The sequence below is a fragment of the Streptomyces sp. MBT53 genome (genome assembly GCF_016654115.1).
Classification (GTDB): domain Bacteria; phylum Actinomycetota; class Actinomycetes; order Streptomycetales; family Streptomycetaceae; genus Streptomyces.
On record NZ_JAEQAZ010000064.1, the window covers coordinates 1 to 22,158 of the forward strand.

A 22,158-nucleotide genomic window follows, 5' to 3' on the forward strand; every position below is an offset into this window, starting at 1 on the left:
CTTTCCGCCGCCAGGCCCCGCGCACCCCGCAACAGGGCGGGGCCTGGCGGCGGAAAGTCGTCGTGCCCTCGTCGGGGAGGTCCGGGGCCGGGGTCTGGCGGTGGAAGACGAACGTGCCGGGGTTGGACGGTTCGTCCTGCTGGGCGGGGAGCCTCGGGTCCGGGGCGCCCCAGGAGACGTGGTGGTCGCGGGCGCCGCCGAAACCGCTCTGGTGGGCGCGGTCCGCGCCCCAGGCCGATGCCGGCTCGGGGTCCTCGTCGAAGAAGTGCGGGCCGGTCTCCTCGACGGACGGGCCCGCGCCGGGCGCCAGCCCGTCCGACGGCGCCGGGCGGCTGGTGCCGGGCACCCAGGACGCGCCGTTCCAGTACCGGACGTATCCAGGAATGGACGGGTCCGGGTAGTACCCCTCGCGGGGCCTGTCGTCACCGGGTGCCGGGGTTGGGGCGCTCATGTCCGTCGTCCCGTATCTGCTCGGAGGTCGAATGAGGGTGTCCACATCTATCAGACCTGTGCCATCGCCACTGCCCGTCCCGCCCGACCCACTCCTTTCCGGGCAAGCTCGTGCACGGAGTCCACACGCCTCGAAGCCCCGTGGCGCCTTCGCGAAGCCTCGCGGAAAAAAAGTTTCCCGAAGTCGCGTAATGCTTCCGGCCGCACGCCCTCTCCACTCGTACGGGCCCACCGCGGGACCCGGCGAGCACGAGAGGACACACGTCATGCACACAGTCGTAGAGCGGGAGTTGGAGCTGAAGCTGATCCTGTCGCCGGAACGGAGCATTCCCGTTCCGGCCCGGCTCAGCTACCGCACGGACGACCCGTACGCCGTCCACATCTCCTTCCACATCAACTCCGAGCACCCCGTGCACTGGACGTTCGCCCGCGAACTCCTCGTCGAGGGGGTGTTCCGGCCGTGCGGGCACGGGGACGTGCGGGTGTGGCCGACGAAGGTGGAGGGGCGCAGCGTCGTCCTGATGGCGCTGAGTTCACCCGACGGGGACGCCCTCCTGGAGGCCCCGGCGGCCCAGGTGTCGGCGTGGCTGGAGCGGACCCTGCGGGTGGTGCCTCCGGGCTCTGAGGCCGAGCAGCTCGGTATCGACGACGGCCTGGCCGAGCTGCTCGCACCGACCCCGGCCGACGACCTGTGGCTGCGCGACCCGTGGCCGTCGGACGAGTCGCGGGACGGGGAGTGAGCCGTAGAACGGGACGGGGTCAGAAGAGTTTGCCGGGGTTGAGGATCCCCAGCGGGTCGAAGGTCGCCTTGACCGCCCGCTGCATCTCCACGCCCACCGGTCCGATCTCGCGGGCCAGCCACTCCTTCTTCAGGACACCGACGCCGTGTTCGCCGGTGATGGTGCCGCCGAGTTCCAGGCCGAGGGCCATGATCTCGTCGAAGGACTCGCGGGCGCGCCGGGACTCGTCGGGGTCCTGCGCGTCGAAGCAGACGGTGGGGTGGGTGTTGCCGTCGCCCGCGTGCGCGCAGACGCCGATCGTCAACTGGTACTTCTCCGCGATCCGTTCGACCCCTTCGAGCATCTCGCCGAGCCGTGACCGGGGCACGCACACGTCGTCGATCATCGTCGTGCCCTTGACCGCCTCCAGCGCCGTGAGCGACAACCGCCGCGCCTGGAGCAGCAGTTCGGACTCGGCCGCGTCCTCGGCGGGCACCACCTCCGTGGCTCCGGCCGCCTCGCAGAGGGCTCCTACGGCGGCCAGGTCGGCGGCGGGGTCGAGCGTGTCGAAGGCCGCGAGCAGCAGCGCCTCGGTGCTCTCCGGCAGTCCCATGTGCGCGAGGTCGTTGACGGCCTTGACGGTCGTACGGTCCATCAGTTCGAGGAGGGACGGCACGTGTCCGCCCTCCATGATCCGGCACACGGCGTCGCAGGCCTCCGCCGCGGACCCGAACTCCGCGGCCAGGACGAGCTGTTGGGGCGGCTGCGGCTTCAGCGCAAGCACCGCCTTCACGACGATGCCGAGCGAGCCCTCCGAGCCGACGAACAGGCGGGTCAGGTCGTATCCGGCGACGCCCTTGGCCGTACGCCGGCCGGTGGTCATGAGTCGCCCGTCGGCGAGGACGACGTCGAGGCCCAGGACGTACTCGGCCGTCACCCCGTACTTCACGCAGCACAGCCCGCCCGAGGCGGTGCCGATGTTGCCGCCGATGGTGCACATCTCCCAGCTGGAGGGGTCGGGCGGGTAGTACAGGCCGTGTTCGTTGACCGCGCGGGAGAGGGTCGCGTTGATGACGCCCGGCTCGACGACCGCGATGCGGTCGACCGGGCTGATCTCCAGGATGCGGTCCATCTTGACGAGGGACACCACGATGCAGCCCTCGGAGGCGTTCGCCGCGCCCGACAGGCCGGTGCGGGCGCCCTGCGGGACGACCGGGACGCGCAGTTCGGTGGCGACGCGCATCACGTGCTGGACGTGTTCGACCGTGCGCGGCAGCACGACGGCGGCGGGGGTGCCGGACGGGCAGAAGCTCGCCATGTCGTTGGCGTACGAGACCGTGACGTCCGGGTCGGTGAGGACGGCCTCGGCGGGCAGCCCGGTCAGCAGGCGGTCGAGAAGGGATCCGGTGTCGTGGTCGCGAGGCGCTTCGATACGGCTCATGATCACAGCGTCGCACTCGCGGCCATCGGTGTGAACCCCGTCCGCGCGCGGCTTCGGCTGCCGGGGCGCGGTCGTCGTAGTGACGCACAGTGAGCGCCATGGAGAACGAACAGCGGAGCCCGGGTACGTCCCTGGTGGCGGAGGCTCGCAAGCGCCGCTCCCCCGTTCTGCGGCGGGTGCTGATCGCCTCGGTCGCCGGGTGTGCCGTGGTCGGCGGGCTGCTGTGGCTGCTGCCCGAGGAACCGCGTCCGGCGCCGCCACCCGCACCGGGCCCCAAGACGCAGGCGCTGACCGCGGTGACCGCGGGGGTGCCGGCCGCGCTGCCCGACCTGGCCGCGCTGATCGGCGACCGCGAGGCCCGGGTGCGGGCCCGTCCGACGGACGCGCGCTCCTGGGCAGTGCTCGGGGTGGCCTACGTGGAGCAGGGGCGGCGCACCGGTGACGCCCTCTACTACCCGAAGGCCGACGACGCCCTCCACACCTCGCTGAAGGTCCGCGCGAAGGGGAACGACGCGAGCGCTGTGGCGATGGACGGTCTGACGGCCCTGGCGAACGAGCGGCGGGACTTCCGGGCAGCCCGGACCTGGGGCGAGGCCGCGGTGAAGCTGGCGCCGAAGCGCTGGACGACGTACCCGCTGCTGATCGACGCCTACACCGGCCTCGGCGACTACAAGGCGACCCGGCGGACCCTCGAAAAGCTCCAGGAACTGCACTCCGGACCCGCCGTGATGGCGCGCGCCGCCGAGGTCTACCGCGACCGGGGCTGGCGCGAGGACGCCGCCGCCCAGATCGCCGACGCGGCGGCCAGGGCGACCGCGCCCGCCGAACAGGCGGCCTGGTGGCAGCGGGCCGGTGAGCTGGCCTGGGAGCGCGGGGACCGGGAGGTGGCGCTACGGCACTTCGAGGCGGCCGTACGGATCGACCCCGACCAGCGGGAGGCGCTCGCCGGGGAGGGCAGGGCACTGGCGGCACTGGGCCGCACCTCGGAGGCCCTGAACGCCTACCAGGTCGCCCTCGCCAAGCAGCCGACCCCCCAATACGCCCTGGAACTGGGCGAGTTGTACGAGTCGCTGGGTCTCAGCCAGGCGGCCCGGGTCCAGTACGACACCTTGCGGACCCTGGCGACCAGGGACGCGGCGGGCGGTGTCGACGACGAGCTGGTGCTCGGTGTGTTCGAGGCGGACCACGGGGACGCACGGGATGCCGTACGACGGCTGCGCGGCGAGTGGGCCAGGCAGCCGGGGATCGCGGTGGCGGACGCGCTGGGGTGGGCGCTGCACCGGGCCGGGCAGGACGCGGAGGCGCTGAAGTTCGCGTCGACGGCGACGGACAAGGTGCACGGGGGCGGGGTGCGGGACGCGCTGTACGCGTTCCACCGGGGCATGATCGAGCGGGAGTTGGACAAGCCCGCCTCCGCGCGCCGGCACCTCCAGGAGGCGCTGCAGATCAACCCGTACTTCTCCCCGCTGCGGGTGCCGCAGGCGCAGCAGGCGCTGGCGGAACTGGGCGAGCCACCGGCCGAGCCCCTGCCCACGGACAAGGATCCGCAGGACAAGGAGCAGCAGGAGAAGGCGGGTTGAGCCTTCGCGTCACACGGCCGCCGTGCCGATCAGCGCGTTGCGGGTGACGAGTGCGGCCAGTTCGTCCTCCGTCAGCGACTCCGTGCCGGCGGGCCTGAGCGGCAGCACCATGTAGCGGGTCTCCGCGCTGGAGTCCCACACGGTGATGTCCGTGGTCGTGGGCAGGGTCAGGCCGAACTCGGCCAGTACGGAACGGGGTTCGCGCACGACACGCGAGCGGTAGGCCTCCGACTTGTACCAGCCCGGGGACGGGCCGAGGAGGGGGAGCGGGTAGCAGGAGCACAGGGTGCAGACGATGACGTTGTGCGTCGCGTCGGTGTTCTCCACGACCCGCAGACGCTGGAACGAGCCGTCCATGAAGCCGAGTTCCTGGACGGCCGCCGTGCCGTCCGTCAACAGCCGTGCCCGGTAGGCCTCGTCGGTCCAGGCGTGGGCCACGACCCGCGCCCCGTTCACCGGCGACGCGCCCGAGAGGAACGCGTCGAGCACCTCGTCGACCGCTCCGCCCGGGACGATCCCCTTCTCCTCCAGCAGGGTCTCGAGTCGCCGTACCCGCCGGGAGATCGAGGCGTCCTCGTGGTCACCGCTCATCGTCACGATCCTCTTCGTGTTCCGCTTCGTGTTCCGCTTCGCACGCTTCCAAGTAGCTTTCCCACAGGTCGAGTACGACGTGGTGGTCGCCCTTTCCCCACAGGTCCCGGGCCGCGAACCGCACCGCGTACACCTGCTCCACCGGCGCGTCCCCGCTCCCCCGCGCACTGATGTCGGCCAGTTCGGCATGGCCCTCCGCTTCGACCACGACACCGCATTTGCCGCGCGCGTACCGGGGCAGGCGGGTGTGGTGCGGCGGGTCGTGCCGGAAGGTCCGGACCCGGGTGCCGGGCGGGAAGCGGTCAGTCATCCAGCTCACCCGGTTCGATGACGCCCTTGCGTTCCAGCAGGGCGGTGAGCGCGGTGAACCAGCGTTCGTAGTACGGCATCGAGAGGTACGCGACGGGCGGGATGGCCTCGATCGCGTCCCGGAACTCGTTGGTGTTGACGATCCCTCGCGCGCGCAGGGCGTTGAACAGCCCGACGACCCGCGCCTCCCAGTCGGCGTGGAAGGGCTCGGCGTCGTCGGTGGTGTCGATGGCGCCGAAGCCCTCGGTGCCGCCCACGTCGTTGATCCTGGCCATGGGAGCAGAGTAGGGCGGAGAGCGTGGCTACGGCTTGTGGCAGAGCGAGAACCGGCGTGCCCCGGGCTCTCCGGACGCGAAACCCACGCACAGGCGGGTGTCGGGTTTCGTGCGGACCGCCAGGCCCTCGGGTTCGCGGTGGGTGAGGGTGTAGGCGGCCTCCGTGCGGGACTGCTGGAGGAGTTCGCCGGTGCGGATGTCGAGGCAGGAGACGTAGGTGTTGCCGTGTCGCGCGGGCGGGTTGGTGGTGGAGTCGTAGGCGGTGCCCGCGAGTTGGTAGAGGTGGTCGCCGTCGAGGGCGTAGCCCTGGAACGGGATCTTCGGGTCGGGGTGGGCGCCGGTCTGGGGTATGTCGGCGAGCGGTGTGGCGTAGTCGCGGGCCACGAAGGCGTCCAAGTCCCATATGCGGTAACGGGGTCGGTTGGCGATGCGGTAGCGGATGGCGATGCGGTTCGAGGTCATGCAGACCGTGGGCTGGTTGTTGGTGGAGTCCGCGATCGGCTTGCGGATCGCCACGTCGGCGGCGGTGCGGACCGTGCCGTTCGCGAAGTGGAAGCGGGTGACGGCCTGGCCGTAGGCGCCGCCGGAACCGGCCTTGGCGGCGGCCTCGGTCCAGATCCAGACGTCGCCGTCGGGGGTGTTCTGCACGCCCATACTGACGCCGTGCCCGAAGCCCTGGAGGTGCATGTGACCGAGCGAAGTGCCTTTGTAGTCGAGCTGGTTGAGGCAGAGGTTGCCCGCGTCGGCGCCGCCCTGCCTCAACTGGAGGACGTACAGGCGCTGGTGGACCTCGTCGAGGGCGAACGACTGGAGGACCGTGGGTTCGTGCAGGGTGCCCTTGTTCCAGAGCCAGCGCACCGCCGGTGCGGTCAGGTCGATGGGCGCGTCGGCCACGGTCCTCCCAAGTCCCTTGCGGGACCCGTGAGTTACAGGTTGCCCCGCTTTTCCTGCTCCCGCTCGATCGCCTCGAACAGGGCCTTGAAGTTGCCCTTCCCGAAGCCCATCGAGCCGTGCCGCTCGATGAGTTCGAAGAACACCGTAGGACGGTCCTGGACCGGCTTGGTGAAGATCTGGAGAAGGTACCCGTCCTCGTCGCGGTCGGCGAGGATCTTCAGCTCGCGCAGGGTCTCGACGGGGACGCGGGTGTCACCGACCCACTCGCCGAGGGTGTCGTAGTACGAGTCGGGGGTGTCGAGGAACTTGACCCCGGCCGCGCGCATGGTCCGTACCGTCCGCACGATGTCGTTGGTGTTGAGCGCGATGTGCTGGACGCCCGCGCCGCCGTAGAACTCCAGGTACTCGTCGATCTGGGACTTCTTCTTGGCGACGGCCGGTTCGTTGATCGGGAACTTGACCTTCAGGGTGCCGTCGGCGACGACCTTCGACATCAGCGCGCTGTACTCGGTGGCGATGTCGTCGCCCACGAACTCCTTCATGTTCGTGAAGCCCATGACCTTGTTGTAGAAGCCGACCCACTCGTTCATGTGGCCCAGTTCGACATTGCCGACGCAGTGGTCGATGGCCTGGAACGTGCGGTGGGCGGGCGCCTCGACGAGCGGGTCGGCGGGGGCGAAGCCGGGGAGGTACGGGCCGTCGTAGTCGACGCGCTCGACGAGCGTGTGGCGGGTCTCGCCGTAGGTGGCGATCGCGGCGAGGACGACCGTGCCGTGCTCGTCCTTCAGCTCATGCGGCTCGGCGAGCGAGCGGGCGCCGTGCCCGACGGCGTAGGCGTGGGCGGCGCGGGCGTCCGGGACCTCGATGGCGAGGTCGACGACGCCGTCGCCGTGCTCGGCCACATGCCGGGTGAGGAACTCGCCCCAGGGGCCGGCGGGCTTGATCACGGAGGTGAACACGAAGCGGGCGGAGCCGTTGGTGAGGACGTACGAGGCGGTCTCGCGGCTGCCGTTCTCCGGTCCGGAGTAGGCGACCAGGGTCATGCCGAAGGCCGTGGAGTAGTAGTGCGCCGCCTGCTTGGCGTTGCCCACGGCGAAGACGACCGCGTCCATTCCCTTGACCGGGAAGGGGTCGGCCTGCCGGGCGGTGTCGGGGGTCTGGTGAGTGTTCGCAGCGATGACAGCCATGAGCGCAGGCTCCCTCCGCTCCGCAAGGTGCGCAATAGTTTGCGTATCCGCTGGGCAGGCTGTTCAGTGCAGGGACCGTTTCTGCGGACTTTCTGTACATGATGACCATCGTGGGAGGCGTCGGCATGGGCATCGATCAGCTCGACGGCCGGATCATCGTGCTGCTGGCCGAGGAGCCGCGCATCGGCGTACTGGAGATGTCCCGGCGGCTCGGGGTCGCCCGGGGGACGGCGCAGGCGCGGCTGGACCGGCTTCAGTCGAATGGAGTCATCCGCGGGTTCGGTCCGCAGGTGGATCCGGCGGCGCTCGGCTATCCGGTCACGGCGTTCGCGACGCTGGAGATCCGGCAGGGGCAAGGCACGGACGTGCGGGCGCACTTGGCGACCGTCCCGGAGGTGCTCGAACTGCACACCACCACCGGCAGCGGGGACATGCTGTGCCGGCTGGTGGCCCGCTCGAACGCCGATCTCCAGCGGGTCATCGACCGGGTTGTCGGCTTTGATGGCATTGTCCGGGCCGCCACCGCGATCGTGATGGAGAACCCCGTTCCGCTGCGGGTCATCCCGCTGGTGAAACAGGCGGCCGAGGACGTGAACCGGCCGACGTAGGGGTGTGTGCATGTGAGCTTCTGGGAGTACGTGGGCAACCGGCACCAGCAGCTGCTCACCGACGCCTACCAACACGCCAGCGCGGTCTTCCAGTGCATGGTCGTGGCCACGCTGATCGGGGTGGTGATCGGTGTCGTGACGTACAGGAGCGAGTGGGCGGGCAATCTGGCCACCACGGCCACCTCGACCATTCTGACCATTCCGTCGCTCGCCATGATCGGTCTGCTCATTCCGATCGTGGGGCTCGGCGTCCCGCCCACGGTGATCGCGCTGACCCTGTACGGCCTGCTGCCGATCGTCCGGAACGCGATCGTGGGCCTGCGCGGGGTCGACCCGTCCCTGGTGGACGCGGCGAAGGGCATCGGGATGTCCCGGCTGATGCGGCTGGCGCGGGTCGAACTGCCGCTGGCCTGGCCGCCGATCCTCACCGGCATCCGGGTCTCCACCCAGATGCTGATGGGCATCGCGGCCATCGCGGCGTACGCCTCCGGGCCCGGTCTCGGCAACGAGATCTTCCGCGGCATCGGCTCGCTGGGCAGCAAGAACGCCCTCAACCAGGTGCTCGCGGGCACGCTCGGGATCATCGTCCTGGCGCTGCTGTTCGACGCCGCGTACGTCCTGCTGGGACGGCTGACCATTCCCAGGGGGATCCGTGTCTGAGGCCGCTACGACTACCTCCGGTGCCTCCATCGAGCTGGAGAACCTGACCAAGCGGTATCCCGGCAGTCCGCAGCCGGCGGTCGACAGCGTCAACATGGAGATCAAGGCGGGCGAGTTGGTCGTCTTCGTCGGGCCCTCCGGCTGCGGCAAGTCGACCACGCTCAAGATGATCAACCGGCTGATCGAACCGACCGGCGGCCGGATCCGCATCAACGGCGAGGACGTCACCGACATCGACCCGGTGAAGCTGCGCCGCAAGGTCGGCTACGCGATCCAGTCCAGCGGGCTCTTCCCGCACATGACGGTCGCCCAGAACATCGCACTCGTCCCGAGGATGATCGGCTGGTCGAAGTCCCGCATCAGGGACCGGGTGGAGGAGATGCTCGACCTGGTCGGTCTCGACGCCGGTGAGTTCCAGGGCCGCTATCCGCGTCAGCTGTCCGGCGGGCAGCAGCAACGCGTGGGCGTGGCACGGGCGTTGGCGGCGGATCCGCCGGTGCTGCTGATGGACGAGCCGTTCGGCGCGGTCGATCCGATCACCCGCGACCATCTCCAGGACGAGTTGATCAGGCTCCAGCACGAACTGCACAAGACGATCGTCTTCGTCACCCACGACTTCGACGAGGCGATCAAACTGGGCGACCGGATCGCGGTGCTGCGCGAACGCTCGCACATCGCCCAGTTCGACACCCCGGAGGCGATCCTCACCAACCCGGCGGACGACTTCGTGTCCGGGTTCGTCGGCGCCGGGGCGGCCCTGAAACGGCTCAACCTCACCCGGGTCCGGGACGTGGAGATCACCGACTATCCGACGGTCACGGTGGACGACCCGCTCCAGACCATCTTCAACAAGCTCCGGGACAGCGGCACCAACGAGATCCTGCTGCTCGACAAGCGCGGCCGGCCCTACAAGTGGCTGCGGCGCGGCGACATGATGCGCGCCAAGGGTTCGCTGGCCCGGGCGGGCACGCTGGTCAGCGACACGGTGACGCGTGACGCGACGCTCCGGGACGCGCTGGAGGCCGTGCTGACGGACAACGCGGGGCGGGTCGCGGTGACCGGGCGACGCGGCGAGTACATCGGTGTCGTCGACATGGAGACGCTGATGAACTCCGTGCACGAACTCCTGGAGGCCGACCGGCTGGAGGCGATGGAGGCGCAGCACGAGCTGGAGGAGGCCCGGGCCCTCCAGACGCACGCCGAGCAGGAGGGCGCCGGAGGGGAGGAGAAGGCGTGACGACCACTCCCGAACTTCCCGGACTGGACGAGGAGGAGGAGACGGCGGCCCCGGCGCCTCCGGCTCCCCCCAAACGCCGGATCACCTGGCAGAAGCTGACCATCCTGCCCGCGTTCCTGGTGGCGGTCCTGCTGGCGACCTGGCTGTGGTTCGACCAGGCCCACCTGGACGCCATTTCGGAGAACGCGCTCTCCAACGGACAGGTGAGCAAGGCGCTTTGGCAGCATGTCCAACTCACCGTGATCTCCACGTTCTTCGTGCTGATCATCGCGATCCCGCTGGGCATCCTGCTGACCCGCGGGGCGTTCCGGAAGGCCGCCCCGGTGGCGATGACCTTCGCCAACATGGGCCAGGCCACCCCGGCGATCGGCCTGTTGGCCCTGCTGGTGATCTGGCTGGGCACCGGCGAGAAGGCGGCCCTGATCGGCATCATCATCTACGCCGTCCTGCCGGTCCTCTCCAACACCATCGCCGGCCTGAAGGCCAACGACCCGACTCTGCTGGAGGCGGCCAGGGGTATCGGCATGTCCCAACTCGGCGTCCTGGGACGGGTGGAGCTGCCTCTCGCGGTCCCGCTGATCCTGGCGGGCGTCCGAACGGCCCTGGTCCTCAACGTCGGTACGGCGACCCTGGCGACCTTCGGCGGAGGCGGCGGCCTGGGTGTCCTGATCACCACCGGCATCACCACCCAGCGGATGCCCGTCCTGGTCCTCGGTTCGATTCTCACGGTCAGTCTCGCCCTGCTGGTGGACTGGCTGGCCTCCCTGGCCGAACTGCTGCTGCGCCCACGGGGGTTGGAGGTGGGCACGTGAAGCGGACCTGTCTGGGTCTGGTGACGGTCGGCGCGCTCGTCGTCGTCTCCGGCTGCGGACTGACCAGCGGCTCCCCGATGGTCGACGACGTCAGTCCCGGCACGGTCGGGCGGGGCGAGCCCCTCAAGGGCGCCCATCTCACCGTCACGTCGAAGGAGTTCACCGAGCAGCTGATCCTCGGCGCGATGATGGGCATCGCTTTCGAGGCGGCCGGAGCGGACGTCCTCGACCGGACCGGCATCCAGGGTTCGATCGGCGCGCGGGAGGCCGTCAAGTCCGGTGACGCGGACGGGATGTACGAGTACACCGGCACCGCGTGGATCACCTACCTCGGCAACAGCAAGCCGATCACCGACCCGATGAAACAGTGGCAGGCGGTCCGGGACGCGGACCTGAAGAACGGTCTGACCTGGCTGCCTCCCTCCGCCCTCAACAACACCTACGCGCTGGCCATGAACCAGGCCAACTTCGAGAAGTACGGCACGAAGACGCTGTCGGACGTGGCCGCGCTGGCGAAGAAGGACCCGGGCGCGGTGACGGTGTGCGTGGAGAGCGAGTTCGCCAACCGCGCGGACGGACTGCCCGGCATGCAGAAGGCGTACGGGATGAGTCTGCCCGCGAAGAACATCACGCAGATGGACACCGGGATCATCTACACCCAGGTGAAGAAGGGGAGTTGCACCTACGGCGAGGTCTTCACCACCGACGGCCGCATCAAGTCGATGAACCTCGCGGTGATGGCCGACGACAAGAAGTTCTTCCCCAACTACAACGCGGCGCCCGAGATCAACACCAAGGCCCTGAAGAAGTGGCCGGCGATCGCGGAGGTTCTCGCCCCGGTCACGAAGAAGCTGAACAACACGGTGGCGCAGGCGTTGAACGCGAAGGTGGACGTCGACGGGGAGGACCCGCACCAGGTGGCGTTGGGCTGGATGAAGGCGGAGGGGTTGGTCAAGTAGGGGTTACAAAGGACCAGTTGCAAAGAACAGCTTGCAACGACTCCTTTGCAACGCTACCTTTGTAAGCATGCAGGAACCCGAAGACCGCACTCCGCGCGTTCTCGACGCCCGCTCGCTGCGTGGCATCGCGCATCCGCTGCGCATGCAACTGCTGGACGCGCTGCGGCGCGGAGGTCCCGCCACGGCCTCCCAACTGGCCGCGAAACTGGGCGAGTCCAGCGGAGCGACCAGCTATCACCTGCGCCAACTTGCCGTGCACGGCTTCGTCGAAGACGCACCGGAACACGGCAAAGGGCGGGAACGCTGGTGGCGGGCGGTCGATCAGGGGCTGGTGTTCAACAGCGAGCAGTTCAAGGACGCCGCTCCAGAAGTACGCGGTGCGGCTGAGCTGTTCCTGCACGAAGTCGCCAACGCCCACACCCGCGAGCTGTCGACCTGGCTCGACACCCGCGAGAACTGGCCGGACGACTGGTTCCGTTCCTCTGACATGAGCGACATGTCGCTGCGGCTGACGCCTGATCTGGCCCGCGAGCTCATCGGCAAGATGCACGAACTGATCGTCGGCTACCGGGACCTCGACCTCGACAAGGCCACCCCCGGCTCCGAGCAAGTGCGCATCCACACCCACCTGTTCCCCATCGACACGGATTGAGAGGCACCACCATGAACGGCAACTCCGCGCAGCTCGCCGCCTGCCACATTGCCGACCTCCACGCCCAGGCCGACGCCCACCGCCTCGCCCTCGCCGCCAGGCCCCCGCGGGAACTCCGGACCCGCCTCGGCTGGACCCTCGTAGAGCTGGGCCTGCGTCTTGCCGCGACCGGTCCGCAGCCCGCTGTCGCCTAGGCCTGTCCTAGCAGCCCGGCACGGAACCCTTGCCGGACTCCAGCGCCTCCAGGGCGCCGACCGCGCCCTTCAGTGAGGTGACCGCGACCAGTCGTAGGCCCTTGGGCAGTTCGGACTTGGCGTCCGAGCACTCGGCCTTCGGCACCAGGAACACCGTCGCCCCGTCGCGGCGCGCGGCCTGGGTCTTGAGAGCCACTCCCCCGACCGCGCCGACCGTGCCGTCCGTGCCGATCGTCCCCGTACCGGCGATGACGCGGCCGCCCGTGAGGTCGCCGCCGTTGCCGTCGCCCTTCAGCTTGTCGATGATCCCCAGGGTGAACAGCAGGCCCGCGCTGGGGCCGCCCACGTCGGCGAGCGTGAGTGTGACCTTCACCTTCTTGTCGCTGAGGTTCAGGTAGTTGAGCGCGGCCGTGGTCGCGTCGTCCTGCGACTCCTGCATCTGCTGGGTGTTGTGCTGCTCGATCTCCTTGACGCTGTTGCCGCTCGGGTAGACCGAGTCACGGGGCATGACCGCCCGGTCGGTGCGGAACCAGCTGTCGATCACATCGCTGAGCGAGACATGCTGATCGGGTCCGGTCGCCTCGATCGTCGTCATGCGCAACTGACCGCTCGTCGTGCGCACCGGCGCCCCGGAGATCGTGATCACCGGGGTGCCCTTGTTCTCGCCGAGCACGTTCGCGGTCAGACCGGGCTGCGCCAGCGAGAACGGCAGCGGCGCGAAACCCGCCGTGGCGAGCAGCGCCACGACGGGCAGGGCACAGACGGCTACGGCCCAGGGGCGCGTGAGGCGAGAGAGGAGCACGGGATCAATCTAACGCGACGGTCGGTTTCGGCCGGGCGCCGGTCACCCCACGCCCGCCCATGGCCTCAGCGCAGCGCGTCCGCGACCTCCCGCGCCGCGTCCACGACCCGCGGCCCCACCCGTTCGGGCACGGCGTCGGCCAGCATCACCACGCCGACGCTGCCCTCGACCCCCGTGACCCCGAGCAGCGGAGCCGCGGCGCCGCTCGCGCCCGCCTCCAACTCCCCGTGCGTCAGCGTGTATCCGGGCTCGTCGGCCCCCTGGTGCCGGGCGGCGAGGATCGCGCGACCCGCGGCTCCCTTGTCCAGGGGATGGCGGAAGCCGGCCCGGTAGGCCACGTGGTAGTCGGTCCAGGTGGGCTCGACCACCGCGACGGCGAGGGCGTCGGCCCCGTCGACCAGGGTGAGGTGTGCGGTCGCCCCGATGTCCTCGGCCAGTGACCGCAGCGCGGGCAGCGCCGCCTCCCGTACGAGGGGGTGCACCTGGCGGCCGAGCCGCAGCACCCCGAGCCCGACCCGGGCCCGGCCGCCCAGATCACGTCGTACGAGAGCGTGCTGTTCGAGGGTGGCCAGCAACCGGTACACCACGGTCCGGTTGACGCCCAGTTTGTTGGAAAGTTCGGTGACGGTCAGCCCGTGGTCGGTGTCGGCCAGCAGTTTGAGGACGCGCAGTCCCCGGTCGAGCGTCTGGGAGGTCTCCGCGGTCACGACGCCCACTCCTTAAGTGGTGAGGTCGGCGGCCCCTTCGCGGCGGATGCGTCACCGAGTCCCGTCAGTGACGCGCTTCAGAGGCCGCCGATCGGCGAGGCGGCCCGGCGTGTCCGGGCCCAGTCGCTTCACGGCTGCGCTCCGCGGCGGCGCTGCCACGGGGCGTGTGCGTAGCGGGACACTAGCGAAGGGGGTTCGCTGAGCGGAAGTCTCCGTCCAGAATCCGGGCACTGCCTGGTACGGACCGGTTCGCTTCATGGCGATATGCCCGGCCCTGGCGTGGGGGGTGCTGGAAGCTGGGTGCGAATCTAACCACTGACGTCGGCTGTGACTGGTTAGAAAAGACCCCAGCCTCCAGAGAGCGCCGGATCCGGTGGGTCACTTCATGCGCGTGGCCCACTCCTGGACCTTCGCGATGCGCTGCCGCAGCTGCCCGGCCGTGGCCTCGGCGCTCGGCGGACCGCCACAGGTCCGGCGCAGCTCGGTGTGGATGACGCCGTGCGGTTTGCCGGTCTGGTGGACGTACGCGGAAACCATGGTGTTGAGCTGTTTCCGCAGCTCCATCATCTCCTTGTGCGAGACGACGGGCCGCCGCTCGGCGGGCAGTTCCAGCAGGTCGGCCTCGCCGTCCGGCTTCTTACGGCTGTGCGCGATCTGCCGGGCCTGCCGCTTCTGCAGCAGCATCTGCACCTGGTCGGGTTCGAGGAGCCCGGGGATACCGAGGTAGTCCTGCTCCTCCTCGCTCCCCGGGTGCGCCTGCATGCCGAACTCGGCACCGTCGTAGAGCACCCGGTCGAAGACGGCCTCGGACTCCAGCGCCTCGAAGGCGAACTGCTCCTGCTCGCCGGTGTCCTCGTCCTGCTCCTTGTTCGCCTCGTCCATCTCCTTCTCGGACTCGGCGTACGGGTCCTCCTCGCCCTCCTTCTTGGGCTTGTCGAGGGCGTGGTCGCGCTCGACCTCCATCTCGTTGGCGAAGGTGAGGAGGTCGGGGACGGTCGGGAGGAAGACGGAGGCGGTCTCGCCGCGCCGCCGGGACCGCACGAAACGCCCGACAGCCTGGGCGAAGAAGAGGGGGGTCGAGATCGTGGTGGCGTACACGCCGACAGCGAGCCGAGGCACGTCGACACCCTCCGACACCATCCGCACCGCAACCATCCACCGGTCGTTGCTCGCCGCGAAGTCGTCAATGCGCTTGGAGGCACCGGTGTCGTCCGACAGCACGACGGTCGCCTTGGAGCCGGTGATCTCGCGGATCAGCTTGGCGTAGGCGCGCGCGGAGTCCTGGTCGGAGGCGATGACGAGCGCCCCGGCGTCCGGGATGCCCTTCCTGACCTCGGTCAGCCGCTGGTCGGCGGCGCGCAGCACGCTCGGCATCCACTCGCCGCGCGCGTCCAGCGCCGTACGCCAGGCCTGGCTGATCGCGTCCTTGGTCATGGGTTCGCCGAGCCGCGCGGCGATCTCGTCGCCGGCCTTGGTCCGCCAGCGCATGTTGCCGCTGTAGGAGAGGAAGATGACCGGCCGGACGACATGGTCGGCGAGCGCGTTGCCGTAGCCGTAGGTGTAGTCGGCGGAGGACCGCCGAATCCCGTCGTTCCCTTCCTCGTACGTCACGAAGGGAATCGGATTGGTGTCCGACCGGAACGGCGTACCGGTCAGCGCGAGCCGCCGAGTGGCCGGCTCGAACGCCTCCAGACACGCCTCGCCCCACGACTTCGAGTCACCGGCATGGTGGATCTCGTCAAGGATGACGAGGGTCTTGCGCTGCTCGACACGGTTGCGATGCAGCATGGGCCGTACGCCGACTCCGGCGTACGTGACGGCCACCCCGTCGTAGTCCTTGCCGAGCGGCCCGGCGCTGTACTCCGGGTCGAGCTTGATCCCTATCCGCGCGGCGGCTTCCGCCCACTGCTTCTTCAGATGCTCGGTCGGCGCGACCACGGTCACCTGCTGCACGACATGGTGGTGCAGCAGCCAGGAGGCGAGGGTGAGCGCGAAGGTCGTCTTACCGGCACCCGGGGTCGCGACCGCGAGAAAGTCCCGTGGCTGCTCCTGGACATACCTCTCCATCGCCCCCTGCTGCCAGGCGCGCAGCTTGCTGGCGGTGCCCCAGGGGGCGCGGCCGGGGAAGGCCGGGGAGAGGTGGTGGGTGTTGGCGGAGGAGGCGGCGGTGGTAGTCACGGTCTCCGTTTGGTTGGTAGGGCGGCTCGGCTACGTATGACAACCGGGCCACCTTACCGGCGGGCCACCACTGTCAACGCGCGGACGACACCGGGGCGGGCGGGGATGGGACTGAGGTCACAGATCGCGGGAGTGGTCAGTGCCGCGCGTAACGCGGCAGCCGGGCAGCGATCTTGGTCACGTCCAGAGCGCCCTGGCAGACGTCCAGTACGAACTGCTCCGCATCGTCCACGTCGAAGTCCGCGTCCAGAGGGTGTCCGTTCAGGTGCAGGAAGACCCACGTCGCATACCAGGCGATGCGCTTGTTCCCGTCCACGAGGGCGTGGTTCCGGGCGAGGGACTCCATGAGCGCGGCGGCTTTCTGCCATACGTCCGGATAGGCGTCCTGCCCGAACACACTCGCCCGGGGCCGCGCGAGCGCCGAGTCGAGGAGTCCGTAGTCACGCACCTCGTCCGCCCCGAGCCGCTTCGCGAGGTCGAGCTGCTCGGGAAGCGTGAGGTAGTCCATCAGGCGAGCCTCCTGTTCAGCTCGGCGCTGGCCCTCAGCACATGCTCGGCCGCCTCGTCGAACAGTCGCGCGCGCTCGTTCACCGCCGCGATCACCGCGTCGTGCGCGAAGGCCTGCATACTGCGTCCCTCCGCCGCCGCGCGGTCGCGCAGTGCGTCGAGCTCCTCGTCCGTGAACCGCAGGTTCAGTCCAGCCATGCCTCAACGGTACCGAGCGGTACCACGTGGTGTCACCGCGGTTCCTTCCGCACCCGCGTGGTCACCCACGCCCCCACCAACGCCACCCCCGCCATCGGCAGGAACACGGCGGCGAACGCGGCCGGATGGGAGCCGCCGCCCGCCGAACCGACCACATGCCCGACCGTGCCCCCACCGAGCGCACCGAACGCGGCCCCGCCGACGGACAGCAGCACGACATTGGACAGCCCGTCGGAGATCTGCAGCGCGGCCGAGTTGGTGCCCGCCTCCTCCGGCGCGGAGAGCTGGAGCAGCAGCACGCTGGTGGAGGACATCACCAGCCCCATCCCGAAACACCCGAACCCCCACGCGACGGCCACGATCCACACGGGGACCGTATGGATGAGGACGCTCGGAGCCGCGGCGATGGCACCGGCCACCAGCACCATCCCGAACGTCATCAGCCGTTCCCGGTACGGCTCGACCCGCGCCCGTGCCTGCACCCACGACCCGAGCGCCCACGTCCCGCCGCCCGCCGCGAGCGAGAACCCGGCCAACGTCGGCGACAACCCGCGCTGGGTCACCAGCATCAACGGCACGAAGGACTCGGCCGAGATGAACGCCCCGGCACCCAGCCCACGCAACAACACGACCGACGGCAGCCCCCGCGCCGCCCGGTACGTACCGCGCGGCAACAGCCCGAGCACGGCCGGCACGAGCAGCGCGACGCCCGCGGCGGCGGGGACCAGCGAGAACCACCGCAGATCCTGGGCGGCGTACTGAAAGAGCCCGGCACCGAGAGAGATCCCGAGAGCGAGCCGGATACGACGCCGGTCGAAGGAGCCGGGCGAGCCGGGCGGCTGCTGACCGCCCTCGGACACGGGCCCGGCGGCCCGCCGCCGTATCTGGGGCAGGGCGAGCGCGAGCGGAAAGACGACAAGCACCGGAATCCCGATGAACACCCAACGCCAGCCCAGCTGTTCGGTCACCGCGCCGGCGGCGAGCGGCCCGACGACGGACGGCACCACCCAACTCGCGGCGAACGCGGCCACGATGCCGGGCCGCAACCGCTCCGGATACGCCCGCCCGATCACGACGTACAGAGCCACGATGACCAGCCCACCGCCCAGCCCCTGCACGGCCCGCCCCAGAATGAACACCCACATGACCTGAGCGGTCCCGGCGACCAGCAACCCGGCCGCGAACGCCCCGATCCCGGTGGTCAACGCCCCGAGCGGCCCCCACCGGTCCGACCACTGCCCGGCGGACACCATCCCGAACAGACTGGTCGTGAAGTACCCGGAGAACGCGAACGCGTACAGCCCCACCCCGTCCAGCTCCCGAGCTGCAACGGGCAGGGCCGTCCCCACGGCGGTCGCCTCGAAGGCGATCAACAGCACAACGGACACGATCCCGACACTGAGCGCCCGATACGACCGCCCCAGCACCCCGTCACGACACTCGTCGACCAGGTCAGAAGCAGCATCGGTGACATCGGCGTCACGCGGTTCGAGGACGGTCATGCGGGCCAGCGTAAGGCTCATCCTCCGCTTTGACCCCTGTCGAAAGACGGTCCACCACCGAGACCTTGGTCGTACGACCGCTGCCCCCTCACTCCCCCATTCATGAACGCGGTATGGCAGTCCCGTTGCAGCCCGACCGGCCCCCTTGTCCCACCCCACCGCCCGGCCCTACGGTCAACTCACCAACCACGGCCGTGTGCCCGAGTGGTTCAGGGACTCGCCTGCAAAGCGAGTTACGCGGGTTCGATTCCCGCCACGGCCTCTGGATGCCTGACCGGGCAGAGCGAATGGGCGGCACCCCACCTGGGGTGCCGCCCTTCTCGCGTGGCGTGGCGGCTAACCCGCGGAGCAGAGGCCGTCGGTCGGGCAGAACATCACCCACGTGAAGTTGTAGCCGGTTCGTACGGTCACGGGATTCGGTGTGGGGCCGTCGTTGATGTTGGACCCCGGGTCAGGTGTGGCGGTGAAACTCACCGTCGTTCCGACCTGGAAACTCGCGGTACAGGTGCCGGTCGGGTTCGGCTGCGGATCGCTGCTCGCGTACGGGTCCCACGCCGACTGGTGGCAGTTGATCCCGGCGGGCTGGCTGGTGACGGTTCCACCGCCCCAGCCGTCGCTACTCGGCGCGAAGCGCCGCTAAGGCAACCTGCGCGGGCGGCCCGTCGTCTTGGCCGGCATGGAGATGGTCAAGCTGGACACCATGGTGACGTGGGTCGACGCGCGCGACAGGCTGCCTCGGAGCGGTGTGCCGGTGGCAGCCGCGATCACCGGGCGGTATCCGCCGGACAGGGATGTCGAGGACGATGCCGATGACCCGCTGGGTGAGGAATTCTGGCTGGTGCGGCCCATGTACTTCACCTCTCTGCACTTCGGTGCCGACGGTGCGGAGCACACGGACTGCTTCGTCGACTCCGACGGGGTCGTCCGGCTGCCCTACGGGCTCGGCAGTGCCGAGACCGTGACACATTGGGCCGAACTGCCCACGCTGCCGGGCGAGATGACGACGCGTGCGGTTCTCGGGGAGGGTGTGCAGGCGGCTCTCCGGCGCGCTTGGAGCGCTGAGCCCCGAAGCTGACTCATCGCCGTGCCCGCCACAGGTCCCGCAGCAGTGCGATCTCCGCCATGTGGTGGATGAATTCCAGGCTGGATCCCGCCACGACGGAGATGTACGGGTCGTCGGGGTCGGAGCCGTACGGGTATTGGGAGAAGCCGACCACGTCCAACTGGTCCTCCGTGACCGTGGCCACGGCTGCCCGCCAGCGGTCGATCACCGGCCAGAACCCGTCCAGGGTCAGGGTCGCCGAGGGCGTGAAGTCGACCATCTGCTTGGGGTCCCGGCGTCGTTCACCGAACGTCCACTCCCACGCGCCCGCGAACTGGAAGTGCAGGTGGCCCAGGCGCCACGCGATCGTCGTGATCGGGGTTGTGTCGGGTTCCGGTTCGCCTTTGTGGGCGAGGACCTGTTCGACCCTTTCGACGCTCACGCTCCAGTCGTCGGCGATCTTGGCGACGGTCATGCCGTCGGCGGCCTGGCGGGCGACCTCGGCGTACTCGCTCGCCGGGATGTCCGGCGCGCCCAGGTCAAGGACCCACTCCCCCGGTCCGAACGCCCTCGGTGTCACCGCCTCGCTCCGGCGGCGGAGGGACCAGCAGTCGGGCGCCGGCTCCCAGAGGTACTCCTCGTCGCCGAGTCCCGTCAGCCGGACCTCGGCCATCTCCCGGGCCTTGTCGAACTGCTCCAGCAGTACGCCCAGTCGGCCGGTCCGTGTGTGTTCGGTGTCCATGTCCCGTTCCCCCTCGCCGTGTTGCGGTCAGGCGGAGGGAAGGTAGCGGCTCACCTCGCGTCGGCGCGAGCGAATTCCGCCGCTGGCCGCGTCCGCGTCCACATCCGCGTCACCGTTCGCGCCCCCGTCCCCGTCCCCGTCAGAGCACCCCTCCCGCCTCGTCCTGGAACGCCTCCGTCCAGTAGTGCGGGTGGCGTCGGTCGGCCGTCCGGGCCGCCGGCCCCGTCGGGTCCACCGACGACAGCGTCTGGAGCATCGTCGTGGCCAACTGGTCGTACGCCTCTGCCGTCAGCTCGCCCGAGAGGTCCGCGTCGATCGCTCTCTCGCGGTGGAGCAGCCAGAGGGTGAAGGCGAGGGTCGAGACGTCCGTGTTGAGGGGAGCCAGCGTCGCTTCCGGCTCGCTCCAGGTCAGGATCTCGCCCGTGGCGCCGTCCACCACCAGACCGGTGTCCTCGACGAGATGGCCGAGGCGGATCAACTCGTCGGCGCGGGCCGGGAGTTCGTCGGCGGGCTCGTCCTCGTAGAACTCGGACAAGGTCGGGAGCGGGACGTCCGTGTCCAGTTGGAAGAGGAGCGCGTCCTCGGGCAGGCCCGTCTCGCGCAGGAAGCGGCGGGTCGGTTCGTGGGTGAGCGTGGCGGGGAAGTCGACCTCCTCGAAGCGGGCCACCGTGCCCTGGCCGAACTCCTGGTCCAGCAGGCGGGCCGGGATGTCGAGGGTCAGCCCGGATGTCGTACCGGGGCCCGCGACCAGGGCCAGTGGGCGGATCAGGGCCGCCGCCTTCCAGAACGGGGGCACCTCGCCGTCCGTCTCCGACTCGAAGATCGAGAGCAGGTGGCGTGACGCCTCCGTCACCGTCTGCGCGCCGTGACGGCCCTCGTAGGACGCGAACTGGCCGCGCAGGGCGGTCAGTTCGTCGGTGGTCGTGGTGAAGCGGGCCAGCGTTTCGACCGATGGCGCCAGCGGGCCGGTCTCCATCAGGTCCGGGCAGTCGTGGAAGAAGTACGTCGTGGCGATCTCGCCCGTCTCGCCGTCCAGCAGGATCGACTCCGCCTCGCCGCCGTCGGGTCCCCAGAGCGCGCCTATCACCAGCTGGTCCCGCAGCTCCGCCGCCAGCGGGTCGGGATCGCCCAGCGAGTCCGCGACCGTCCGCAGGCCCTCCCTGCGCAGCTCCTCGAACGTCAACAGGGCGCTGTCGCCCGGCAGTCCGGGGCCGGTCAGCCAGCGGCGCGTGGACGCGTGCGTGATGTACGGATCGAGGTCGTCCTCGGTCAAGGTGATCGTGGTCGCCGTGGAACCGGCGTCGGTCCTGCTCATCGTTCCCCCGTGCATGGTTCCCCCGTGCGTGAATCTTCCCCGTGCGGCACCGGTGTTCCGCTGTCGTCCCCACTGCCCAGAACACTACGCGGCACCACTGACAACGACCCTGACCAGCGAAAACGCGGTGAACCCGCAGTGGAAACGCCTCGCAGGGCGCGGACGGACGCGGAACGTCCGAGACGTCCTCACCCCATCAGACGCTCAGACCACCCGTGAACGTTCCCGTCCCTCGATGATCGCGTCCACCGTCTCCCCCACCGCCAGCCCCGAGTTGTCCAGCCGGAGGCCGATGCGCGGGGTCTCCGCCCGCAGCGCGCCGTCCAGTTCCTCGACCGTCCACGCGCCGTACCCGGTCTTCGCCTGGTCGGCCTCCCGTGCCCGTGCCCTCGCCCTCGCCCTCGCCCGCGCCCGCGCCCTCGCCCGCGCCCGCGCCCTCGCCCGCGCCCGCGCCCGCGCCCGCGCCCGCGCCGGGAACGTACTCCTCACGGCCCGACACGATCATCCGCCGGAACACATCACCCCGGACGTGCGCCGCCCTCGGCAAGCGCTCGGCCGGCGCCTGCGCGACCGTCGACTTGTCGGCTGCCATCACAC

General features: G+C 69.9%; 26 protein-coding genes, 1 tRNA gene and 1 pseudogene. 12 read left to right on the plus strand and 16 right to left on the minus strand.

Annotated elements, in window-relative coordinates:
* Positions 1-451, minus strand: a 451-nt coding sequence (locus tag JHN45_RS23620) for a DUF2510 domain-containing protein (RefSeq protein ID WP_201050535.1), incomplete at its 3' end; no start/stop codon positions are given.
* 265 nt (positions 452-716) lie between these two features.
* On the opposite strand from JHN45_RS23620, the gene JHN45_RS23625 reads away from it, so the two are divergent.
* Complete coding sequence (locus tag JHN45_RS23625) at positions 717-1,190, plus strand: SsgA family sporulation/cell division regulator (RefSeq protein WP_019065934.1); 474 nt, start codon at positions 717-719, stop codon at positions 1,188-1,190.
* A 19-nt stretch (positions 1,191-1,209) separates the two neighbouring features.
* Here JHN45_RS23625 and JHN45_RS23630 read toward each other — a convergent pair whose 3' ends face one another.
* Positions 1,210-2,616, minus strand: a complete 1,407-nt coding sequence (locus tag JHN45_RS23630; RefSeq protein WP_201050536.1) for an FAD-binding oxidoreductase — start codon at positions 2,614-2,616, stop codon at positions 1,210-1,212.
* A 92-nt stretch (positions 2,617-2,708) separates the two neighbouring features.
* On the opposite strand from JHN45_RS23630, the gene JHN45_RS23635 reads away from it, so the two are divergent.
* The gene (locus JHN45_RS23635) at positions 2,709-4,190 is read left to right on the plus strand and encodes a tetratricopeptide repeat protein (RefSeq protein WP_200714263.1); all 1,482 of its coding nucleotides are present in this window, start codon (positions 2,709-2,711) and stop codon (positions 4,188-4,190) included.
* A gap of 9 nt (positions 4,191-4,199) precedes the next feature.
* Here the strand turns inward: JHN45_RS23635 and nthA are convergent, their stop codons facing one another.
* Genes nthA through hppD form a run of 5 tightly spaced genes read right to left on the minus strand, consistent with a single transcriptional unit; the run spans position 4,200 to position 7,446 of the window.
* On the minus strand, positions 4,200-4,781 hold the full coding sequence (gene nthA / locus JHN45_RS23640) for a nitrile hydratase subunit alpha (protein ID WP_200714264.1): 582 nt from the start codon (positions 4,779-4,781) through the stop codon (positions 4,200-4,202).
* Positions 4,771-5,091: an SH3-like domain-containing protein gene (locus tag JHN45_RS54750; RefSeq protein ID WP_201050537.1), complete on the minus strand. Its 321-nt coding sequence runs from the start codon at positions 5,089-5,091 to the stop codon at positions 4,771-4,773. Before JHN45_RS54750 ends, nthA begins: the two co-directional genes overlap by 11 nt.
* Entirely contained in the window at positions 5,084-5,365 is a 282-nt protein-coding gene (locus JHN45_RS54755) for an SH3-like domain-containing protein (RefSeq protein ID WP_201050538.1), read from the minus strand. The genes JHN45_RS54750 and JHN45_RS54755 overlap by 8 nt, the downstream gene beginning before the upstream one ends.
* Positions 5,366-5,392: 27 nt before the next feature.
* A complete protein-coding gene (locus JHN45_RS23655) occupies positions 5,393-6,259 on the minus strand; it encodes a Teichoic acid biosynthesis protein C (Precursor) (protein ID WP_201050539.1) in 867 nt (288 codons plus the stop codon).
* 32 nt (positions 6,260-6,291) lie between these two features.
* Positions 6,292-7,446 carry a 4-hydroxyphenylpyruvate dioxygenase gene (gene hppD / locus JHN45_RS23660; protein ID WP_201050540.1) on the minus strand — a complete coding sequence of 385 codons (1,155 nt, stop codon included), beginning with the start codon at positions 7,444-7,446 and terminating at the stop codon, positions 6,292-6,294.
* A 125-nt stretch (positions 7,447-7,571) separates the two neighbouring features.
* On the opposite strand from hppD, the gene JHN45_RS23665 reads away from it, so the two are divergent.
* The 7 genes from JHN45_RS23665 to JHN45_RS23695 all read left to right on the plus strand — a co-directional run bounded on the left by JHN45_RS23665 (position 7,572) and on the right by JHN45_RS23695 (position 12,568).
* Positions 7,572-8,054 (plus strand): Lrp/AsnC family transcriptional regulator, encoded by a 483-nt coding sequence (locus JHN45_RS23665; protein WP_200714283.1) that lies wholly within the window; start codon positions 7,572-7,574, stop codon positions 8,052-8,054.
* A gap of 12 nt (positions 8,055-8,066) precedes the next feature.
* A complete protein-coding gene (locus JHN45_RS23670; RefSeq protein WP_200714269.1) occupies positions 8,067-8,714 on the plus strand; it encodes an ABC transporter permease in 648 nt (215 codons plus the stop codon).
* The gene (locus JHN45_RS23675) at positions 8,707-9,951 is read left to right on the plus strand and encodes a betaine/proline/choline family ABC transporter ATP-binding protein (protein ID WP_201050541.1); all 1,245 of its coding nucleotides are present in this window, start codon (positions 8,707-8,709) and stop codon (positions 9,949-9,951) included. Before JHN45_RS23670 ends, JHN45_RS23675 begins: the two co-directional genes overlap by 8 nt.
* Positions 9,948-10,763 (plus strand): ABC transporter permease, encoded by an 816-nt coding sequence (locus JHN45_RS23680; RefSeq protein WP_201050542.1) that lies wholly within the window; start codon positions 9,948-9,950, stop codon positions 10,761-10,763. Before JHN45_RS23675 ends, JHN45_RS23680 begins: the two co-directional genes overlap by 4 nt.
* Positions 10,760-11,722, plus strand: coding sequence for a glycine betaine ABC transporter substrate-binding protein (locus JHN45_RS23685; protein WP_201050543.1), 963 nt, complete (start codon positions 10,760-10,762; stop codon positions 11,720-11,722). Before JHN45_RS23680 ends, JHN45_RS23685 begins: the two co-directional genes overlap by 4 nt.
* 67 nt (positions 11,723-11,789) lie before the next feature.
* A complete protein-coding gene (locus JHN45_RS23690) occupies positions 11,790-12,374 on the plus strand; it encodes a transcriptional regulator (RefSeq protein ID WP_200714273.1) in 585 nt (194 codons plus the stop codon).
* Positions 12,375-12,385: 11 nt separating this feature from the next.
* Positions 12,386-12,568, plus strand: coding sequence for a hypothetical protein (locus JHN45_RS23695; RefSeq protein ID WP_201050544.1), 183 nt, complete (start codon positions 12,386-12,388; stop codon positions 12,566-12,568).
* A gap of 7 nt (positions 12,569-12,575) precedes the next feature.
* Here the strand turns inward: JHN45_RS23695 and JHN45_RS23700 are convergent, their stop codons facing one another.
* From JHN45_RS23700 to JHN45_RS23725, 6 genes are all read right to left on the minus strand, one after another.
* Positions 12,576-13,370, minus strand: coding sequence for a S16 family serine protease (locus tag JHN45_RS23700; protein ID WP_201050545.1), 795 nt, complete (start codon positions 13,368-13,370; stop codon positions 12,576-12,578).
* A 65-nt stretch (positions 13,371-13,435) separates the two neighbouring features.
* A complete protein-coding gene (locus JHN45_RS23705; RefSeq protein WP_200714276.1) occupies positions 13,436-14,077 on the minus strand; it encodes an IclR family transcriptional regulator in 642 nt (213 codons plus the stop codon).
* 378 nt (positions 14,078-14,455) lie between these two features.
* A complete protein-coding gene (locus tag JHN45_RS23710; RefSeq protein ID WP_200714277.1) occupies positions 14,456-16,255 on the minus strand; it encodes a DEAD/DEAH box helicase in 1,800 nt (599 codons plus the stop codon).
* Positions 16,256-16,391: 136 nt separating this feature from the next.
* Positions 16,392-16,763 (minus strand): type II toxin-antitoxin system death-on-curing family toxin, encoded by a 372-nt coding sequence (locus JHN45_RS23715; protein ID WP_200714278.1) that lies wholly within the window; start codon positions 16,761-16,763, stop codon positions 16,392-16,394.
* Positions 16,763-16,960 carry a hypothetical protein gene (locus JHN45_RS23720; protein ID WP_200714279.1) on the minus strand — a complete coding sequence of 66 codons (198 nt, stop codon included), beginning with the start codon at positions 16,958-16,960 and terminating at the stop codon, positions 16,763-16,765. The genes JHN45_RS23715 and JHN45_RS23720 overlap by 1 nt, the downstream gene beginning before the upstream one ends.
* Before the next feature lie 32 nt (positions 16,961-16,992).
* A complete protein-coding gene (locus JHN45_RS23725; RefSeq protein WP_201050546.1) occupies positions 16,993-18,462 on the minus strand; it encodes an MFS transporter in 1,470 nt (489 codons plus the stop codon).
* A gap of 190 nt (positions 18,463-18,652) precedes the next feature.
* On the opposite strand from JHN45_RS23725, the gene JHN45_RS23730 reads away from it, so the two are divergent.
* The 3 genes from JHN45_RS23730 (at position 18,653) to JHN45_RS23740 (ending at position 19,537) form a co-directional block, all read left to right on the plus strand.
* A tRNA-Cys gene (locus JHN45_RS23730) sits at positions 18,653-18,724 on the plus strand.
* A 201-nt stretch (positions 18,725-18,925) separates the two neighbouring features.
* Positions 18,926-19,102 carry a hypothetical protein gene (locus JHN45_RS23735; RefSeq protein WP_201050547.1) on the plus strand — a complete coding sequence of 59 codons (177 nt, stop codon included), beginning with the start codon at positions 18,926-18,928 and terminating at the stop codon, positions 19,100-19,102.
* A 42-nt stretch (positions 19,103-19,144) separates the two neighbouring features.
* Positions 19,145-19,537 carry an AQJ64_40280 family protein gene (locus JHN45_RS23740; RefSeq protein ID WP_201050555.1) on the plus strand — a complete coding sequence of 131 codons (393 nt, stop codon included), beginning with the start codon at positions 19,145-19,147 and terminating at the stop codon, positions 19,535-19,537.
* Position 19,538: 1 nt separating this feature from the next.
* Here JHN45_RS23740 and JHN45_RS23745 read toward each other — a convergent pair whose 3' ends face one another.
* The 3 genes and pseudogenes from JHN45_RS23745 to JHN45_RS23755 all read right to left on the minus strand — a co-directional run bounded on the left by JHN45_RS23745 (position 19,539) and on the right by JHN45_RS23755 (position 22,153).
* The gene (locus JHN45_RS23745) at positions 19,539-20,246 is read right to left on the minus strand and encodes a DinB family protein (RefSeq protein WP_201050548.1); all 708 of its coding nucleotides are present in this window, start codon (positions 20,244-20,246) and stop codon (positions 19,539-19,541) included.
* Positions 20,247-20,385: 139 nt separating this feature from the next.
* A complete protein-coding gene (locus JHN45_RS23750) occupies positions 20,386-21,561 on the minus strand; it encodes an SUKH-4 family immunity protein (RefSeq protein WP_201050549.1) in 1,176 nt (391 codons plus the stop codon).
* Between the two features lie 204 nt (positions 21,562-21,765).
* Positions 21,766-22,153 (minus strand): annotated as a pseudogene (locus tag JHN45_RS23755) (phosphotransferase).
* Positions 22,154-22,158: the final 5 nt, after the last annotated feature.

Coding starts and splice junctions, on each gene's coding strand:
- nthA (WP_200714264.1), bottom strand. CDS start 4,781: ATGAGCGGTGACCACGAGGACGCCTCGATCTCCCGGCGGGTACGGCGA.
- JHN45_RS23695 (WP_201050544.1), top strand. CDS start 12,386: ATGAACGGCAACTCCGCGCAGCTCGCCGCCTGCCACATTGCCGACCTC.
- JHN45_RS23720 (WP_200714279.1), bottom strand. CDS start 16,960: ATGGCTGGACTGAACCTGCGGTTCACGGACGAGGAGCTCGACGCACTG.
- hppD (WP_201050540.1), bottom strand. CDS start 7,446: ATGGCTGTCATCGCTGCGAACACTCACCAGACCCCCGACACCGCCCGG.
- JHN45_RS23745 (WP_201050548.1), bottom strand. CDS start 20,246: ATGGACACCGAACACACACGGACCGGCCGACTGGGCGTACTGCTGGAG.
- JHN45_RS23740 (WP_201050555.1), top strand. CDS start 19,145: ATGGTCAAGCTGGACACCATGGTGACGTGGGTCGACGCGCGCGACAGG.
- JHN45_RS23635 (WP_200714263.1), top strand. CDS start 2,709: ATGGAGAACGAACAGCGGAGCCCGGGTACGTCCCTGGTGGCGGAGGCT.
- JHN45_RS23715 (WP_200714278.1), bottom strand. CDS start 16,763: ATGGACTACCTCACGCTTCCCGAGCAGCTCGACCTCGCGAAGCGGCTC.
- JHN45_RS23665 (WP_200714283.1), top strand. CDS start 7,572: ATGGGCATCGATCAGCTCGACGGCCGGATCATCGTGCTGCTGGCCGAG.
- JHN45_RS54755 (WP_201050538.1), bottom strand. CDS start 5,365: ATGGCCAGGATCAACGACGTGGGCGGCACCGAGGGCTTCGGCGCCATC.
- JHN45_RS23750 (WP_201050549.1), bottom strand. CDS start 21,561: ATGAGCAGGACCGACGCCGGTTCCACGGCGACCACGATCACCTTGACC.
- JHN45_RS23690 (WP_200714273.1), top strand. CDS start 11,790: ATGCAGGAACCCGAAGACCGCACTCCGCGCGTTCTCGACGCCCGCTCG.
- JHN45_RS23625 (WP_019065934.1), top strand. CDS start 717: ATGCACACAGTCGTAGAGCGGGAGTTGGAGCTGAAGCTGATCCTGTCG.
- JHN45_RS54750 (WP_201050537.1), bottom strand. CDS start 5,091: ATGACTGACCGCTTCCCGCCCGGCACCCGGGTCCGGACCTTCCGGCAC.
- JHN45_RS23725 (WP_201050546.1), bottom strand. CDS start 18,462: ATGACCGTCCTCGAACCGCGTGACGCCGATGTCACCGATGCTGCTTCT.